A 17601-nucleotide genomic window follows, 5' to 3' on the forward strand; every position below is an offset into this window, starting at 1 on the left:
TTGCAAATCCCGGATCCGGTTCTCCGATATGAACCCTTCCGAACTTGAAGATCGTCTTTTCAGCCTGTTGAGGGCCGCACTGTGGCGCCGTCCCGACGAATTGTCCGGCTTCGGGCCGTGCGACCCGATGATGTGGGAGCGGCTCTGCACGTTGGCGGCCCGGCAGGGGGTTGCGGCATTGGTGTGGGAGGCCCTGCCGTTCCTGCCCGAGGACCGGCGACCGCCGATGCCGTTGCGGCTGCGGTGGGCGCTCCGGGTCGGGACGGTCGAATCCCGCTGGCGGCGTCAGCGGCGGACGCTGGCGCGGCTCGCCGCCTTCTACGCCCGGCACGGCATCCCGATGCTGCTGCTCAAAGGCTGCGGATTGAGCCGTTTCTATCCGGTTCCGGAACACCGTCCGTGCGGCGACATCGACATCTGGCTCTTCGGGCATCGCGCCGAGGGCGACGAACGGATGGCCCGGGAGTGGGGGATTCGGATCGCTGCGGGGTCGGGACACCACACGACCTTCCGGATCGACGGCATCCCGATTGAGAACCACATCGACTTCATCGAATCGGCCCGGTATGCTTCGAATCGCCGGTTCGGGGAGCGGCTCGCCCGTCGTGCCGCCGAACCGGGCGGTTGTCTCGAACTCGGAGGAGCGCGGGTCTGCCTTCCGTCGGCGACTTTCGACGCCCTGTTTCTGATGCGCCACATGGCGGTGCACTTCGTCCTGTCCGGCATCACTGTGCGCCACCTGACCGACTGGGCGCTCTTCGTGGCCGGAAGCCGCTCGCGGATCGACTGGGCGGAGTTCCGCACGGCGGTCCGCGAAGCCGGGATGCAGCCCTTTGCGGATTGCGTGCAGGCCCTGTGCGTGGATTGTCTCGGGATGGAGCCCGCCTGGGTGCCGCCCTTCCGGCGGCATGCGTCGCTCGAACGCCGCATGCTGGACGATGTGCTGGACTTCCGGACACCGGAACCGCCTCCGGAGAGTCTGCTGCGGGGCGGCTGGTTCCGGCTGCGCCGCTGGTGGGCGCAGCGCTGGAAACACCGGATGGTCTATGCCGAGTCGCTGACGGGGACGTTCCTGCGCTTGTCGTGGCGCTGGCTGACCCGCCATTCCCGCCGTTTTCGCCGTTTCCGCCGTTTCCGCGGTTCCCGGCCGGCTCCTCCCGACCCCCCCCCAAAAAAAAACAAAACCCGGAACGAAAGTTCCGGGTCCGTAGATCAAAAAGGGTGAGCTACTCACATCGCACCGCTACGACCGCATACCCTTGCTCGATTCCTCGCCTGGGGGATTCTGCGGGAGCTGGTCGTGTAAGACTCACCCGGGGTGCAAAAGTAGGAATATTTTCCTATCTTTGCAAAAAATTTGGCGAAATGCGCAAAAAAACTTTGCTTCGGATCTTCCTCGGCTGCGTCGTCCTCGGGGCGGCTGCGGGCGTTTTTCTGCTTTTCCAGTTCAAGGGCAGCGCCGTCGGGCGGGAGTATGAGCTTTTCGTGAGCTCGCGCGCTCCCTATGAGGCGCTGACCGACTCGCTGATGCCCCACATCCGCCACCATGCGGCCTTCCGGACCTACGCCCGGCGGCTGAACCTCGCCGGGAGCTTCAAGCCCGGACACTATGTGATTAAACCGGGTATGAACGTCATCGAGCTCGTGCGGATGCTCAAACTCGGCATGCAGACCCCCGTGCGGGTTACGGTCCAGAACGTGCGCACGCCGGGGCAGCTGGCCCGGAAGCTCGGCATGCAGCTCGATGCCGACTCGGCGTCGTTTGCGGCGGCGCTGACCTCGCCGGCGCTGGCCGCCGAGGTGGGTTTCGACAGCGTGACGCTCTTCTCGATGTTCATCCCCGACACCTATGAATTCTACTGGACGGTGACGCCCGAGGAGTTCGTCCGGCGCATGAAACGCGAGTACGACCGCTTCTGGACCGCGGAGCGGGATGCCAAACGCCAACGCAGCGGGTTGAGCCGGCTGGGGGTGATGACGCTGGCGTCGATCGTCTACGAGGAGACGCGGCAGACGGACGAAATGCCCCGCATCGCGGGGGTCTACGTCAACCGGCTTCGTCGCGGCATTCCCTTGCAGGCGGACCCCACGGTGAAGTATGCCATGCAGGATTTCGGGCTGCGGCGCATTCTCTACAAGCATCTGAAATACCCGTCGCCCTACAATACCTACGTCAACAAGGGCCTTCCTCCCTCGCCGATCTGCATGCCGGGGAAGAACGCCATCGAGGCGGTTCTCGGCTTCGAGGAGCACGACTATATCTTCTTCTGTGCGCGTCCGACCTTCGACGGATACCACAATTTTGCCCGGACGCTGGCCGAGCACAACCGGAATGCGCGGGCATACAGTGCGGAACTGAATCGTCGTAAGATCAAATAAGCGGATAATTTTACCGTATTTTTGTTATATTTGCGATCCCATGCTGGTGAAGATTTACGGAGATAACCCCTCGGAACGGGAGTTGAAGCGGGTCGTGGAGGCCCTGGAACGCGATGGGATCGTGATTTATCCCACCGACAGCGTCTATGCGTTCGGGTGTTCGCTGCGTTCGGCGAAGGCCGTCGAGCGGCTGCGGCGCCTGCGGGGGCGGAGCGAAGCTCCGCTGACCGTGGTTTTCCACGACATCGCGCAGGTTGCCGAGTACTGCCGGGTGGACAATGCGGTGTTCCGGATCCTGAAACGCAACCTTCCGGGGCCGTTCACGTTCCTCCTCCCGGCTTCGTCGCGGGTTCCGGACAAGGCTTTGGAGCGCCGCCGCACGATCGGTATCCGGATTCCGGCGCACCCGGTGGCGCGTGCGGTCGTCGAGGCGCTGGGGTGCCCGATGATCACGGCCTCGGTGAAGGACGACGACGAGGTGGTCGAATATACGACCGATCCGGAGTTGATCGAGGAGCGCTACGGGCGCGAGGTTTCGCTGGTCATCGACGGCGGCATGGGCGACAACGTCCCCACGACGGTCGTGGACCTCACGGGCGGCGAACCGGAGATCGTGCGCGAGGGACGCGCCGAATTGCAGTAGGAGACCGGCGAGGAGGAGCCTGGGACGTCAGCGTCCCGGCGGATTGAATTGGAATGCGGCAGCGTCCCGGCTGTCGGCGGTAACCGCCCCGGGTCGGCGCCCGAAACGGAAAAACTAAATGCGAGATATGGAAAAGACGAACTTCTGGAACGATGCCGCACGCTACGGCGTCATCATGGCCCTCGCGGCGATCGTGTTCGATACGCTGAACTTCTATACGCAGCACGCGCTGTTGTCGCTGCTGTCGCTGGTGGTCTTCGTGTTCCTGCTGACGTGGTTCATGAAGCTCCGCGTGATGCGCTACGGCGCCAACGGATACGGCTACGGCCGCTGCCTGGGCTTCATGGTCAGCGTGATGCTCTGCGCGGGCTTCATCGAGGGGGCCTACATGAGCGCCGCGGCCAACTGGCTCTTCGCCGCGAAGTACGAGGCACAGATGAGCCAGCAGATCGCCCTGCTCGAAAGTACGGGATTCTATACCGCGGACCAGCTGTCGCTGATGGTTCGGATGCTGCGTTCGCCGCTGATGCTGATCTTCTCGTCGATGCTGGGCTCGGCGATCAAGGGTGGCTTCTTCGGTCTCTTCATTGCGGCCTATACGCGCCGCGAAGCGCATCCCTTCGGGCAGGACGAACCCCGCGAAAACGGCGATCACGAATAAATAATGGAAAAACTGGACATATCGGTCGTTGTTCCGCTCTACAACGAGGAGGAGTCGCTGCCGGAACTGACGGCATGGGTCGACCGTGTGGCACGTGAAAACGGCCTTTCGTACGAACTGCTCTTCGTGGACGACGGCTCGACGGACCGATCGTGGTCCGTGGTCGAGGAGCTGAAACAGCGCTATCCGGCCGTGCGGGGCATCAGCTTCGGGCGCAACTACGGGAAATCCGCGGCCCTGTACTGCGGTTTCGCGGCGGCCGAAGGCGAGGTGGTCTTCACGATGGATGCCGATTTGCAGGACTCGCCGGACGAGATTCCGGCCCTGCGTCGGATGATCCTCGACGAGGGCTACGACCTGGTTTCGGGGTGGAAGAAGAAGCGCTACGACCCGATCGGAAAACGCTGGCCGAGCAAATTCTTCAACTGGACGGCACGCCGGGCTTCGGGCATCCGGCTCCACGACTTCAACTGCGGCCTGAAAGCCTACCGGCGCAAGGTCGTGAAGTCGATCGAGGTCTACGGCGAGATGCACCGCTTCATTCCGATTCTGGCCAAGCAGGCCGGATTCCGGCGCATCGGCGAGAAGGTCGTCGAGCACCGCGCCCGCAAGTACGGACACTCGAAATTCGGTCTCGAACGTACGGTCAAGGGGTATCTGGACCTTATTTCGGTGATGTTCATGACGCATTTCGGGCGCTCTCCGATGTACTTTTTCGGGAGCCTCGGGACGCTGATGTTCCTTGTGGGCGGCGGCACGACGTGCTGGCTGATCGGCGAGAAGCTGTGGAAGCAGTACCACGGACTGCCGCTGCGGGGCGTGACGGACCAACCGCTGTTCTATCTGGCCATTCTGGCGGTGATTCTGGGCGTGCAGTTGTTTTTGGCGGGCTTCCTGGGCGAGCTGATCAACCGCAACTCGACGGACCGGAACAAATACCTGATCGACAAAACCCTGTAAACGATGATACAACGAATCCAAACCCTTTATCTGTTGATTATTACGGTGTTGATGAGCGTAACGCTGTTTTCGCGTCTGGCGTGGTTCGGGGGCGACGGCAGCGAGTTCGGGCTCTACGCCTTTGCGCTGAAAAGTGCGGAAGGCGAGGTGCTCCACCCGGCCTTCTATCTGGGGATCCTGCTGACGTTGTCGGCCGTTCTGCCGCTGGTGACGATCTTTCTGTACCGTCGTCGGATGCTTCAAATCCGGCTTTGCGTCGTTGAGCTGGTATTTCTGGTCGGGAGTGCGGTCATGGAGGGGATCTACTATTATTTGGGATGCCGGGTGGCTTCGGAGCTTCCGTTCCACACGCAGGGAGTCGGTGTTTCGATCGCGTTGCCTGTTGTGAGTCTGCTGTTTGCGTGGTTGGCGGCGCGTGCGATTTTCCGGGACGAGTTGCTGGTCCGTGCGGCGGACCGGATCCGCTGATTGGTCGGAATAGCGGGAAATATATGAAAAGAGTGTTACAAATCTTTGCGGAATCGGGAAATAATTTTAACTTTGGGGCACAATATTTACATGATGTAATATTTTTTTAATAATAGGGAATAGCAAGGCTATAAGTTTTTATTTTTAACCAACACTCACTTTTATGAAAAGAGTAAATTTTTGGAAAACATTGTTCTTCTCGGTATTGGCCGCAGCGGCCTTTACGGGGTGTTCGAACGATGATTCGGACGGCGGAGCCAGCGAGCCTTCGATTACGGTCGACGGCAAGGAGAATGCTGTCGGCGCCGTGAAATTCGAGGGCGGCAGCCTGACCTTCTCGGTCACGTCGTCGAATGACTGGACTTTGGCGTTGAGCGATGCTTCGGCTTCATCGTGGTGCAGCGTGGCCACGTCGGGCGGTCGCGGCACGACGTCGCTGACCTTCAACATTGCCAAATGGGAGGGTGCACAGGATGATGATGACCGTTCGGTAACGGCAACGCTGACCACCTACGGTACGATTGCCGGAGTTTCGGGCGTTCAGATTCCGGCCCGGGCAACCATCACGGTCCGCCAGAACAAAACCGGTTCGACGGTTCCCACGACCAATGTAGCTGAAATCCGCACTTTGCTCAAAGCCATGAGTACTACGTCGGGTGCTGTTTCCGATGAGTTGCAAGCCATGACCTTGAAGGGCATCGTTGTTTCGGATGCGACGGGTCAGAACATGGCATCCGGAAACTCGGCTCCTTATTATATTGCTGTTCAGGATGCCAATTCGGCTGCTGGATCGGGTCTTACCCTTAATGCAACGGCATTCAAGACGTTGAATCCGACTCCCGGTACTGTAATTGAGGTTGCTTTGACGGATGCACAGATCAGTTATTATAACAAGGCTCTTCAATTGAAGATCGACGATCAGCAAGAGATTTCGACCTCCCAGACCGATCCTCTTGAACCCGTAACGATTACGGCGGATAAGCTTCTGGACTATGAGTCGATGCTTGTGAAGATCGAGAATTGCCAGCCGAATGTCGACGTTGTAGGAACGACGTGGGATGGCAATAAGGATTTTGAGATTCTTCCGGATAAAAAGACTACGTTTGTTGTCCGTACGGGTTCCGCTGCAACCTTCAAGGATGAGACGATTCCCGAAAAGAGCGGTTCTATCATCGGTATTGCCAGCCAATACAATGGCGAAGGCCAGATCATGCCGCGTACTTCGTCGGATTTCAGTGGCTTGAATGGTACCTATTCGGGTCCGGAGTACAAGACCGGAACGATCAGCCAGATTGCAGCCGGCGAATATTGGGAGATCACGGGTTCGATCGTAGCTGTCAATACGTCCAGCTTCCTGCTTGCCGACGCATCGGGTTATGTGCTTGTTTACAACTCCTCGTGGACCACGCAGACCTCCAATACTTACGAGATCGGCCAGAAGGTAACCGTAAAGGGTAAGATCGAGCAGTTCCCGGAGAAGGTCGGCCTGCTCCAATTCGCATCGCCGACGATTACGGAGAACGGAAACGAAACGTTCAACCCGGGCGAGCCTACCGTATTCGATGCTGCTGCGCTTACGGCTTATGAAAGCAATATGAAGTACCAGTATGTGAAGCTTTCGGGTGTCCTCTCCATCACGGAGGGCGAGTCGTCCACGACGGGCAAATATTACAGCTATACGCTCGCTGTCAGCGGTTACAATGGCAAGAAGGTTACGTTGGCCTATGCTTTCGATAAAGATTTCACTGATTTCAAGAATGGTGATGTTGTTGACGTAACAGGCTTTGCCAGCGGTACGAATTTCGATCAGACGGCCATCAACATTATGATGACGTCGATCGAGAAGAATACCTCGACGCCTGCTGTTACGATTACGACCACTCCGTCGACGTTTGCAGCCGAGGGCGGTACGCAGAATATTGCCTTTACGGTAGCCAATCCCGGCAGCAACAAGGTGTATGCAAAGGTTGAGGGCGAAGGCTTCTCGGTTCCCTCCGATGTGGTGACCAGCCCGGTAACGGTTACGGCCGCAGCAAATGAAGGTGCTGCCCGCGAGGCCACGCTGACGATCTATGCGGCTGCTTCGGAAGGCGGAGCCGCTGTCGCTCAGGCTACGGTAACGCTGAAGCAGTCGGGTGTTTCGTCGGGCGCAGGCTATACCTTGATCGACAATGTTGCTGATCTTACGGCTGGTACTTATTATATGTCTGGGTATTCCACAGAATATAAGTCGGGAGAAAACAGTGTTACGTTTGCACCTTACTCGTATCACGTATGGGCTGGAACCGTATCTGGAAACAATCCTGCATCCTCGAATTCTGATCTTGTGACCGTTGGATATGAATTTGCTAAAGGGAACTTGACGGTTGATCCTTCGGCAACGGGAGAAGCGGCTTTGATCACGCTTGAAGCAGTTGGCGGGTCAGCAAATACCTATTATATCAAGTCCGGAGACAAGTATCTCAAGGTATTTAATGATAAGAACCGTCGTATGGGTCTTGCAGATACGTCGGATGGCGCCGAGTGGACTTTTGACACTCATGCGAAAGGCGGCATTAAGATCAGCAACACCTTTAATTCCAATGTTTATATTTTGGGAACGGCTGGAGCTCAGTCGAATATGTTGCGTTCGTACGGTGATCCGGCATCTTCGCTGGTCTATGGTGTTTGCTTCTTCAAGGCAAACTAATCTGACAGTCGAGGAAACCGACTTATAAACCAACCACTCTTGGCGGGGCCTTGGAGCCTCGTCAAGAGTTTGGTTTCTAAAAACGGGCTTGCAAAACGCCCCTGATTGGAGATTTATACTTTTTGGATGTTTTTCGAGTTTTTCAAGACGACAGCCCGGCCGATTTTGATTCTTGCGGCCCTGCTTGTCCTTTTCGCGGGATGCAGCGACGATGACGATGCGGTGGAGTCCGCAGCTTCGCTGGCCGCAACGACCGTGAATTGTTCCGCCACAACGAACACCTTGTCGACGCAAGGCCCTGCGGGGACCACCTTCGTGGCGACGATCTCCCTGGCCGACGGCGCGGAGAAATGGTGTGCGTTCCAATCCCAAACCTCCGTTGCAAACGGTTCCGTCGGGGAGCAGCTCCCCCTCGTTGTCGGGGAGAATACCTCCGATTCGTTCCGTTCGGCGGAGATCACCGTCACCTATTCCAACGGTTATTCCATCCTCCTGCGGATGTGGCAGATGCCTGCCTCGTCCCATCCGGAGTTCCAGCGGGCCTGGGCCGAACAGCCCGCCTACCGGCAGGGGGCCGATTATATCTACAAAACCTACTATACGACGCTGCGCTCCACGAACAAATACCTCACGGGCGGTTACCGGCGTAATTTTTCGATTTGTTACGATGCCTCGCAGCGTGTGGCGCTGTGGGTGGCCTATCCGTTGCACGGGTGCTATACGACGCCCAATTCGGGGCGTTCCGATGCCTGGGCCTACGATCCCAACGACCAGCTGCCGCTCATCGAACGCAGTGAGCAGGCCAATATCGTGAACACCTACGGCTCGGGCGATGCCCGCGGTCACCAGTGTCCGTCGGCCGACCGTTACAACACGGATGCGACCAACGCGATGACGTTCTATGCCACGAACATCATGCCGCAGAACGGCAGTTTCAATGGCGGCAGTTGGGTATCGCTCGAAAGCAAGATCCGCACGTGGGCGCCCACGACGGTGAACAAGATGCGTTACGACACGCTGTTCGTGGTGACGGGCGCCTACCTTTCGGGCTGGACGATCACCGACCGGAACGGCAACCGGGTGGGAAAACCCTCGAAGTGCTGGAAGGTGCTGTTGAAGCAGAAGCGCGACCAGAACCTGAACCGTCCGATCTGGGAGTTCTCGGCCGACGAGTTGCAGGCCATCGGGTTCATCTTCACGAACGACGCGGCGGGGGGCGCGATGAAGCTCCGCGATGCGGCCTGCACGGTGGAGGAGGTCGAGCAGCTGACGGGCTTCACCTTCTTCGGGAACCTCGATCCGGCGGTTGCCGCCGAGGTGAAGAGCCGCGAGCCCGACATGTCGCAATGGCCCGGATTGCTCGGCAGTTGAATGAAAGAAGCAGAACATACACTTAATAACTGTAAACCTTTATGAAGAAAAACCTTTTGACAGGACTTATTACCGTGTTGATCGCGGTGGCGTGCTTTGCACAGAAGCCCTATAAAGTGGTCTTCTACAACTTCGAGAACCTCTTCGACACGATCAACGATCCCGGAGTGAAGGACGAGGAGTTCACGCCCGATGGTCCCAAGCAGTGGAACTCGGTCAAGTACGGGAAGAAGCTGGCGAATCTCGAACGGGTGTTGTTCGATCTTGCGGCCGAGGATCGGGATTTTCCGGTGGTGATCGGCGTCTCGGAGATCGAGAACCGCTCGGTGCTGGAGGATGTGATCGCACAGCCGAAACTCGCGCACGGCAACTACCGGATCGTGCATTACGACTCGCCGGACGCCCGCGGTGTGGATGTTGCCTTTTTCTACCGTCCGGACGTCTTCAAGTTGGAGGGCAGCAAGGCCTATCCGTTCGTGATGCCGGGGATGCCGGACTTCAAGACGCGTGATTTCGTAACGATGTGGGGCACGATCGATGGCGAGCCGTTTTTCTTCGTGGTGAACCACTGGCCGTCGCGTCTGGGCGGCAAGGAGGCTTCGTCTCCGAAGCGTGAGGAGGCCGCACGGCAGGTCAAGCACATCATCGATTCGGTCATGGCGGTGAATCCCGCGACGAAAGCGGTGGTGATGGGCGACCTGAACGACGATGCCACGGACAAGAGCATCGTCGAGGGTCTGCGCGCCAAGGGCAAGATCAAGGTGCAGCCGGGCGACATGTTCAACCCGTTCATTGCGCTGTTGAAGGCGGGCTACGGCACGCTGGCCTACCGCGACGAGTGGAACCTGTTCGACAACATCGTCGTTTCGGAGAACCTGGCGACGGGCTCCACCGGGTCGTTGAAAATCCAGCCGGTCGGGAGCTCGAAGTTCTACGGCGGGATCTTCCGCCGTCCGTACATGATCCAGAAGGAGGGCCAGTACAAGGGCTATCCGTTGCGGACGTTCGTGGGGAACGATTTCCAGGGCGGTTTCAGCGACCACTTCCCGGTCTATATCTACATTGCCAAATAACATGCTAACAATACGTGTATGAAACTGAAATCTCTACTTATTCTGATGCTCACGGCCGTGACCTTCGCCTCCTACGCACAGGAGGGAGGCGTCATCGGTACGGTGGTTTCGCGCAACGGGCGCGTGGCATTGAGCAACGTCGAGGTGAAGATCGAGTCGCTGGGCGTGACGACGACGACCGACAATGAGGGTCGTTTCACGTTCGGGAATCTTCCCGCCGGCAGCTACACGCTGCAATTCCTGACTCCGGATTTCGAGCCGCTGGATGTGATGGTCCGTGTCGGTACGGAGCATGTCCAGAACCTCAAACAGATCGTGCTGGTTCCGGCGGGTCCCACGAACACGGCTTTCTTCGATGATGCGATCTTCGCGGAATTCGACTCGGATTCCTCGTCGTCGGACACGCAGGCGCTTCCGTCGTCGCTCTCCTCGTCGAAGGACCTGTTCAACAACATCGCCTCGTACCGTTTCAGCGAGATGCGTTTCAACGTCCGCGGTTACGACTCGCAGTTCTCGGACATCTACCTGAACGGCATCCGCTTCAACGATGCCATGACGGGTTACGGTCCGTGGTCGCTGTGGAGCGGTCTGAACGACGCGACGCGCAACCAGGAGAACTACACGGGTCTCGAAATGTCGGATTTCGGCATCGGCGGCATCGGCGGCATGACGAACGTCAACGCCCGGGCTTCGCAGGTGCGCAAGGGCTTCCGGGTGAGCGTCTCGAACGCCAACCAGATGTACCGTTTCCGGGCGATGGTCTCCTACGGTTCGGGACAGCTGGACAACGGCTGGTCGTATGCCTTCTCGGTCGGGACGCGTCAGGGCGGCAACGGCTATGTGGACGGGGTTTACTACAACTCCTATTCGTACTTTGCCTCGGTGGAGAAGCTCTTCGGCACGGATCACCGTCTGGCGCTGACGCTGCTGGCGTCGCCTTCGGAGCGCGGTGCGCAGCAGGCGTCGACCGACGAAGCCTACGCGCTGTTCGGCAACAACTACTACAACCCGAACGTGGGTTACCAGGCCGGGAAGCTGCGCAACTCGCGCGTGCGGAACACGCACGAGCCGATCGTGATGCTGAACTACACGTGGGACATGTCGGAGAACACGCGCCTGAATGCGGCGACGTCGCTTCGTTTCGGCAAGAACGGCTACTCGGCGCTGACGTGGAACAGCGGTTCGGACCCGCGCGGGGACTACTACCGCTACATGCCGTCGTCGGACTTCACGCAGATCGTTCCGGGGACGACGACCGACCAGACGATCTACTTCTTCGGGCAGGATGCCATTCTGGCCGCACAGGTTTGGGACGGCATGCTGGACTATGACGACTTCTACCACAAGAACCAGTACATCGACACGGAGCTGACCGATCTGATGGGCGACAGCCGCCGTTCGAACTACATGATCGAGGAGCGCCACACGGACCAGCTGGACTACAACCTGGCCGTGAACGTGCAGCACAACATGCGCAACAACATGAAGATCGTGGGAGGCGTGAACCTTCGCGTGAACCGCACGAACTACTACTCGCAGGTGAAGGACCTGCTGGGCGGCGACTACTGGTACGACATCGACAAGTTCGCCGAGCGCGACATGGCGAGCGAGACGGCCTACCAGAACGATCTGGACTACTACTGGGCCACGGGTCATGCGCGCATTGCCCGCAAGGGCGACAAGTACGGCTACTGGTACCGTGCGCACCTGCTCGAAACCGACGCCTGGGCCAACTACACGTGGGCCATCGGAGGTTTCTCGCTGGGGGTGGCCGGATCGGTCGGTTATTCGGAGATGCACCGCGAGGGTATGTGGCGCAAGGGTCTCTTCCCGAACAACTCGAAGGGCGATTCGAAGCACCTCGACTACCTGACCTACGAGGGCAAGCTCTCGCTGGGCTACAAGTTCTCGGGGGCTCATTCGCTGGAAGCCAATGCGGTGATCCTGCAACAGGCACCGAAGTTCAACACGGCGTTCGTGTCGCCGCGTACGCGCAACAACACGACGCCGGGGCTGAAAGCCGAGAAGATCTTCGGCGTTGACCTGACCTACAACCTGAACCTGCCCTACATCAAGGCCCGTCTGTCGGGTTACTACACGACGATCAAGGATCAGTCGAAGGTGATCTCGTTCTACGACGACACGCGGAGTTCGTTCACGAACTTCGCCATGAGCGGCATCGACAAGGAGCACTACGGCGTGGAGCTGGGACTTTCGATTCCGGTCTGGAACGGCATTTCGGTCGTGGGCGCGATCAGCTGGGGCGACTACACCTACACGTCGGACGCCGACTTCGTGCAGACGGTGGACAACGTCGACAAGATCGTCCTGCGTGACAAGGTGAACTGGAAGGGCTACCACGTGGAGAGCTCGCCGCAGACGGCCATCAACGTGGGTCTGGACTACAAGGGTCCGAACAGCTGGTTTGCGGGCGTGAACCTGAACTACTACGACCGTCTCTACCTGTCGATGAACCCGTTCTACCGCACGAACACGGCTTCGGAGTACTTCACGAACCTGATTACTGCGGAGGGTTCGAATCCCAGTGAGAATTCCGCCGCGGTGATTGCCGGGGCGGTGAAGTCGATCCAGGAGCTTCGTGCGCAGGAGGAGTTCGGCGGTTACTTCACGTTGAGCGCCAACGTGGGCAAGAACTGGTATCTGGGTCGCTACATGCTGGGATGCAGCCTTGAGGTGAAGAACATCCTCAATGATCAGAACATCCGCACGGGCGGTTACGAGCAGATGCGTATGAGCAAGGTCCGCGCCGCCGGCACGGGCGACTACGTGTTCGGGCGTTTCCCGTCGAAGTACTTCTACATGCTGGGCACGACCTACTTCCTGAATGTCTACTTACGATTCTAACAACCGAGAAGGACACACGATTATGAAAAGTCTTAAAATAACATTGGCGGTTCTTGTCGGCGCGTTGGCCGCAGGCTGCTACAACGATTTCGATACGCCGGCCCCCCGGAAGATCTACACCGACACGGACATGACGGCCCTGGGTCTTGAACATGTTACGATCAAGGCGGTGAAGGATTATTTCGGCAACACGTCGGGCACGGGCGAGAATGACGAGTGGTCGGATACGCAGACGGTGAAGTTCGGGGAGCTGACACCGGAGGAGACCGATTTTGTCGGACTGCGGAGCTGGCCGGCCGCCGCGAACTACTACATCAAGGGCAAGGTGATCAGCAGCGACCGTCAGGGCAACATCTACAAGTCGCTGCACATCTACGACGGCACGGCCGCCATCGAGCTGAAACTCTACAACGGTCTCTATCTGGATTACTATCTGGATCTGAATACGATGGAGAGTCAGTGGGTCTACGTTCGTCTGGACGGGCTCTATCTGGGCAACTACCGGATGATGCTTTCGATCGGCGGGGCTCCGTCGGATTCGAACAATGCGTCGGGCAAGCACAAGTTCTATGCGAACTCGAACCTGGACAACCCGAAGATTGCGAAGTTGAGCGTCTTCCCGGGCGAGCGGGTCAAGCTGGAAGCTTCGGACATCCTCGACGTGGATGCGTCGAACTACCAGACGGCGCTGGGCAAGGATCAGTTGGGACGTCTGGTTCGTTTCAATGGCGTCAAGGTTCGTTATGCGGGCGTTCCGAACCAGAATCATGAGCAGACTACGGCGTTGAAGAACGGCACGTATGAAAGCACCTTCCCGACGTGGATCGTGACCGATTCGGGAACTCCGCAGAATGCGCCGTGGTACCATTGGGCCTATAACATCAACAACATCCGTCTTTATGGTTCCGTGCTGATCTCCTACAACGATGCTGCGGTCTACACGTCGGATCCGGGAGTCTACTCGATCCGCACGAGCGGTTACTCGCAGTTTGCGATGCAGCCGATTCCGAAGGACGGGGCTGTCGGCACGGTGCTGGGTATCTACGCCATCTACTCGAAGCAGAGCACCTTTACCGGCGGGGAGCGGGACTACGCACAGTACCAGATTTCGGTGAGCCGTCTGGAAGACCTCGATTTCAAGGCCGAGGACCTGCTGACGGAGGCCGAAGCCGACGATCTGGCCCGCTGGGCCTATTCCCAGGGATATGCGGAATACGATCCGTTCAATCCTCCCGTGAAGAATGACCCGATGGGTGGCATGGAAGGCGGCGAATAGCCCCTCCGCGCCGATTGGCAGCGAAGGCGGTCCGGGATTTCCGGGCCGCCTTCTTTTGAAATGACAGCCATTCGGCGATTGTGTCCGTCCTGCGGTTCCGGCTGTCGTGGGGTCGTCGCTTCCTGCGGTTGCTGCTATTCCGTGGTTCCGGCTGTCGAGGGGCCGTGTCCGCTTTGCGGTTGCGGACCTTCTTGGACGATGAATGCCTGCAATTGCGGTTTTCCGGCCTTTTTACGGTGCCGGGGAGACTCCTTTTCGGGAGGGCCGGATGCGCGTTTCCGATTCGGATTTGCCCCGAAAAAAGCGGCCGACACGAGTACGTGTCGGCCGCTTTCAAGGATCCGGGAATCCCGGCGGGCTTTGGAGTTATTCTTCGGCCGGAGTTTCGGTCTTCTCGGGGCGCATGACGACCTTCACGAGGTTTCCGTCGTCGAGGACCTTGCGGGCCATGGCCTGCACGTCGGCATCGGTCAGGCTGCGCAGCGCCTGCTCGTAATCGGCGATGAAGTTGAGCCCGGATCCGTATTTGGCCTGAATGTACCCCATCCACCCGTTGTTGAGTTCCAGACTGTTCTGCCAGCTTTTGAGCATGAATTCGCGGTTTTTCTCGATATCTTCGCTCTTGGGGCCCTGCTCGGCGATCGTGCGGATCTCCTTCATGACGATTTCACACAGTTCGTCGGCCATCTGTTCGTTGGTGTCGAACATGATGCTCATGTCGTAGCTCTCCTTCGGGATGTAGTCGGTCGAACCGCTGACATGGACGCCGTAGGTTCCGCCCTTCTCCTCGCGGATCGATTCGAGATATCGGGAATTGAGAGCCTGCGAGAGGAACGTCAGGGCCAGCTTCTCCTTGAACGTGTAGGGCATCTCTCCGGAGAAGTAGTAGTACACCGAGACTTTGGGCTGCTGCATGGCGACGTTGAACACCTCGGTGACCTCACCCTGAACGGGGTCGGTCTTGTCGTCGCGCCAGGTCATGGGCTTCTTGGTCGTGGGGATCGATCCGATATACTTTTCGACCAGAGGTTTCAGCGAGTCGAGGTCGACATTGCCCACGAAGGTGAATACGAAGCTGTTGGCGCCGGGGTAGAGCTTGGCGTAGATGTCGGGGAGTTTCCCGAAGTCGAATCCGTCGATGATTTCGTCGGATACCATCCGGCGTCTGGGGTTGTTGCCGTATACGACCTCCATGGTCTTCTCCTGCATCCGGTAGTCGGGGTTCGACTGGACGTTGGCCAGCTGTGCGCGGAGCATCTTCATGAGGTTGTCGTAGTCGTTGCGGTCGAATCGCGGCTGGGTGAAGTTCAGGTAGAGGAGTTGGAGCATGGTTTCGAGATCCTTGGGCGACGCCGATCCGTTCATCGAGCTGGCGAAGTGTTCGACGGAGGGCTGTACCCCGGCGGTTTTTCCGGAGAGCTGTTTTTTCAGCTCCGTGGCGGAGAAGCGCCCGACGCCGGACATGGAGTTGATGGCGGGCATCATCTCACCCATGTAGAACTCCTCGTCGGAGAGCTGCGAGAGCCCGCCCTTTGCCACGGCGCTCATGAGCACCTCGTCGGCCTTGAAGGTCGTGGGTTTCACGACGACCTTCACGCCGTTTGCGAGCGTCCACTCGGTGGTTCCCAGCACGGCGTCCTCGACGCACTTCTTGACTTTCGAGCCTTTCAGCACGGTTCCTTCGGGGATCAGGGGCTCCTTGACGACGTTGTCCTCGTAGGGCTCCACGTCGGCGGCCGTCACCTTGTCGCGGATGGCCAGCAGCTCTTCGGCGGCGGGGGATGCGAGTCCCTCCTTTTCGGGGGCCGTAACGATGATGACCTGATTCGTCGGGGTGATGGTCTGCTGTACGAAGCCGTTGACCGCCTCGACGTTGATCATCCGGATGAGCATGCTGTCGAGCTTCCACTCGGTTTCGGCATCGGGCATCGGGGTGTTCTTCTGGAAGTTGTTCAGGTAGGTCTGCACGAAGCTGCCGTTGCGGCGGTCGTTGCGGTTGGCATAGCTGCGCTCGGCCTGGCGCAGGAGGTCCTCCTGTGCGCGTTCGAATTCGCCCTGCGTGAATCCGTGGCGGCGCAGACGCTCCATTTCGGTGTAGATCGATTCGAATCCGCGGTTGAGTTTTCCGTCCTGGGTCATGGCGACGAATACCGTGGCGTTGAGCGTCGGGATGATGCCGATGACGTCTCCGGAGCTCATGCCGGCACCGAGGAACGGCGCGTCGGGCTGCATGGCGATCTCCTGCAAGCGGGCATTCTCCATCGTCGAGATGTAGGCCTCGATGACATTGGCGGCCTCGCCGCCCACGGTGTTGGCCAGTTCGACGGGAAGAGCCGGGCGTTTGATGAAGATCTGGACTTTGGTTCCCTGCATTTCGGGGTCGGTGTAGATGCTGACGATGGGCTCCTCGTTGTCGGGGACGACGATCACCTCCTTTTGGGCGGCGTCGGCGGCCGGGGCGGGGATGTCGGACATCAGCTCCTTGACCTGCGCCTCGACGGCAGCGGCGTCGATGTCACCCACGACGACCACGGCCTGATAGTCGGGGCGATACCACTTGTGGTAGAAGTCTACCAGCTCCTGATGCTCGAAACTCTTCAATCCGTCGAGGTATCCGATCAGGTTGCGGTGTTCGTACTTGGTACCCTTTCCGAGCGCTTGCAGGAGCTTCATCGTGGCGCGCCACGAGGCGCCGTCGCGGGTGCGGAGCTCCTCCATGATGACGCCGCGTTCGGAGTCGATCTCTTTGGGTTCGAGGGCGATGAAGTGCGACCAGTCGTGGAGGATCAGCAGGGCCGAGTCGATGATTCCCTGCCGGGAGGTGGGGACGTCGGAGATGTTGTATACGGTCTGGTCCCAGCTGGTTCCGGCGTTGAGGTTGGCGCCGAACTTCACGCCGACGGTTTCGAGATATTCGATCATCTGCTTTCCGGGGAGGTTTTTCGTGCCGTTGAAAGCCATGTGTTCGAGGAAGTGTGCGAGACCCTGCTGGGAGTCCTCCTCCTGGATGGCACCGACGTTGTGGATGATGTAGAAGTCGGCCTGGCCTTTTGGTTTTTCGTTGTGGCGGATGTAGTAGGTCATTCCGTTTTCGAGTTTTCCGGTTCGGAGCTCGGGGTCGGCCGGAATGGGCTGCATCTGCGCCATTGCGCTGCACGCGGCGAAGGCCGCGAGGGTCAGCAAAATGATTTTTTTCATACGAAAGGTATTGATTGG

Annotated in this window: 12 protein-coding genes and 1 other RNA gene; 11 read left to right on the forward strand and 2 right to left on the reverse strand. The window is 58.8% G+C overall.

Translation table 11 applies throughout. From position 1 onward, the window contains the following. Positions 1-28 precede the first annotated feature (28 nt). Entirely contained in the window at positions 29-1225 is a 1197-nt protein-coding gene (locus tag B5G16_RS05945; RefSeq protein WP_087262213.1) for a nucleotidyltransferase domain-containing protein, read from the forward strand. On the opposite strand, the gene ffs is transcribed toward B5G16_RS05945, so the two are convergent. After that, positions 1217-1315, reverse strand: an RNA gene (gene ffs, locus B5G16_RS05950) — signal recognition particle sRNA small type. The two genes, B5G16_RS05945 and ffs, sit on opposite strands and share 9 nt — an antisense overlap. A 50-nt stretch (positions 1316-1365) precedes the next feature. On the opposite strand from ffs, the gene mltG reads away from it, so the two are divergent. The 10 genes from mltG to B5G16_RS06000 all read left to right on the forward strand — a co-directional run bounded on the left by mltG (position 1366) and on the right by B5G16_RS06000 (position 14385). Further along, positions 1366-2379, forward strand: a complete 1014-nt coding sequence (mltG, locus tag B5G16_RS05955) for an endolytic transglycosylase MltG (protein ID WP_087262214.1) — start codon at positions 1366-1368, stop codon at positions 2377-2379. Between the two features lie 40 nt (positions 2380-2419). Next, entirely contained in the window at positions 2420-3022 is a 603-nt protein-coding gene (locus B5G16_RS05960) for an L-threonylcarbamoyladenylate synthase (protein ID WP_087262216.1), read from the forward strand. Between the two features lie 127 nt (positions 3023-3149). After that, complete coding sequence (locus tag B5G16_RS05965) at positions 3150-3683, forward strand: DUF4199 domain-containing protein (protein ID WP_162612029.1); 534 nt, start codon at positions 3150-3152, stop codon at positions 3681-3683. 3 nt (positions 3684-3686) lie between these two features. Then, on the forward strand, positions 3687-4643 hold the full coding sequence (locus tag B5G16_RS05970) for a glycosyltransferase family 2 protein (RefSeq protein ID WP_087262220.1): 957 nt from the start codon (positions 3687-3689) through the stop codon (positions 4641-4643). A gap of 3 nt (positions 4644-4646) precedes the next feature. After that, positions 4647-5111 carry a DUF4293 domain-containing protein gene (locus B5G16_RS05975; protein ID WP_087262222.1) on the forward strand — a complete coding sequence of 155 codons (465 nt, stop codon included), beginning with the start codon at positions 4647-4649 and terminating at the stop codon, positions 5109-5111. A gap of 163 nt (positions 5112-5274) precedes the next feature. Then, the gene (locus B5G16_RS05980; RefSeq protein WP_143260839.1) at positions 5275-7800 is read left to right on the forward strand and encodes a DUF5689 domain-containing protein; all 2526 of its coding nucleotides are present in this window, start codon (positions 5275-5277) and stop codon (positions 7798-7800) included. A gap of 126 nt (positions 7801-7926) precedes the next feature. Beyond that, the gene (locus tag B5G16_RS05985; protein WP_087262226.1) at positions 7927-9171 is read left to right on the forward strand and encodes a DNA/RNA non-specific endonuclease; all 1245 of its coding nucleotides are present in this window, start codon (positions 7927-7929) and stop codon (positions 9169-9171) included. A 41-nt stretch (positions 9172-9212) separates the two neighbouring features. Continuing rightward, positions 9213-10244, forward strand: coding sequence for an endonuclease/exonuclease/phosphatase family protein (locus tag B5G16_RS05990; protein WP_087262229.1), 1032 nt, complete (start codon positions 9213-9215; stop codon positions 10242-10244). A gap of 18 nt (positions 10245-10262) precedes the next feature. Then, positions 10263-13109 carry a TonB-dependent receptor gene (locus B5G16_RS05995; RefSeq protein WP_204228034.1) on the forward strand — a complete coding sequence of 949 codons (2847 nt, stop codon included), beginning with the start codon at positions 10263-10265 and terminating at the stop codon, positions 13107-13109. A gap of 22 nt (positions 13110-13131) precedes the next feature. After that, positions 13132-14385, forward strand: a complete 1254-nt coding sequence (locus B5G16_RS06000; protein ID WP_239405994.1) for a DUF5689 domain-containing protein — start codon at positions 13132-13134, stop codon at positions 14383-14385. A gap of 366 nt (positions 14386-14751) precedes the next feature. Here B5G16_RS06000 and B5G16_RS06005 read toward each other — a convergent pair whose 3' ends face one another. Continuing rightward, entirely contained in the window at positions 14752-17583 is a 2832-nt protein-coding gene (locus B5G16_RS06005; protein ID WP_239405996.1) for a M16 family metallopeptidase, read from the reverse strand. Positions 17584-17601 lie beyond the last annotated feature (18 nt).

Origin of the sequence: Alistipes sp. An66 (assembly GCF_002161445.1) — a bacterium.
Classification (GTDB): Bacteria; Bacteroidota; Bacteroidia; order Bacteroidales; family Rikenellaceae; genus Alistipes; species Alistipes cottocaccae.

Excerpts from the sequence above, each read along its gene's own strand:
- B5G16_RS05945 (WP_087262213.1), top strand. The coding sequence starts at position 29 with ATGAACCCTTCCGAACTTGAAGATCGTCTTTTCAGCCTGTTGAGGGCC.
- mltG (WP_087262214.1), top strand. The coding sequence starts at position 1,366 with ATGCGCAAAAAAACTTTGCTTCGGATCTTCCTCGGCTGCGTCGTCCTC.
- B5G16_RS05960 (WP_087262216.1), top strand. The coding sequence starts at position 2,420 with ATGCTGGTGAAGATTTACGGAGATAACCCCTCGGAACGGGAGTTGAAG.
- B5G16_RS05965 (WP_162612029.1), top strand. The coding sequence starts at position 3,150 with ATGGAAAAGACGAACTTCTGGAACGATGCCGCACGCTACGGCGTCATC.
- B5G16_RS05970 (WP_087262220.1), top strand. The coding sequence starts at position 3,687 with ATGGAAAAACTGGACATATCGGTCGTTGTTCCGCTCTACAACGAGGAG.
- B5G16_RS05975 (WP_087262222.1), top strand. The coding sequence starts at position 4,647 with ATGATACAACGAATCCAAACCCTTTATCTGTTGATTATTACGGTGTTG.
- B5G16_RS05980 (WP_143260839.1), top strand. The coding sequence starts at position 5,275 with ATGAAAAGAGTAAATTTTTGGAAAACATTGTTCTTCTCGGTATTGGCC.
- B5G16_RS05985 (WP_087262226.1), top strand. The coding sequence starts at position 7,927 with ATGTTTTTCGAGTTTTTCAAGACGACAGCCCGGCCGATTTTGATTCTT.
- B5G16_RS05990 (WP_087262229.1), top strand. The coding sequence starts at position 9,213 with ATGAAGAAAAACCTTTTGACAGGACTTATTACCGTGTTGATCGCGGTG.
- B5G16_RS05995 (WP_204228034.1), top strand. The coding sequence starts at position 10,263 with ATGAAACTGAAATCTCTACTTATTCTGATGCTCACGGCCGTGACCTTC.
- B5G16_RS06000 (WP_239405994.1), top strand. The coding sequence starts at position 13,132 with ATGAAAAGTCTTAAAATAACATTGGCGGTTCTTGTCGGCGCGTTGGCC.
- B5G16_RS06005 (WP_239405996.1), bottom strand. The coding sequence starts at position 17,583 with ATGAAAAAAATCATTTTGCTGACCCTCGCGGCCTTCGCCGCGTGCAGC.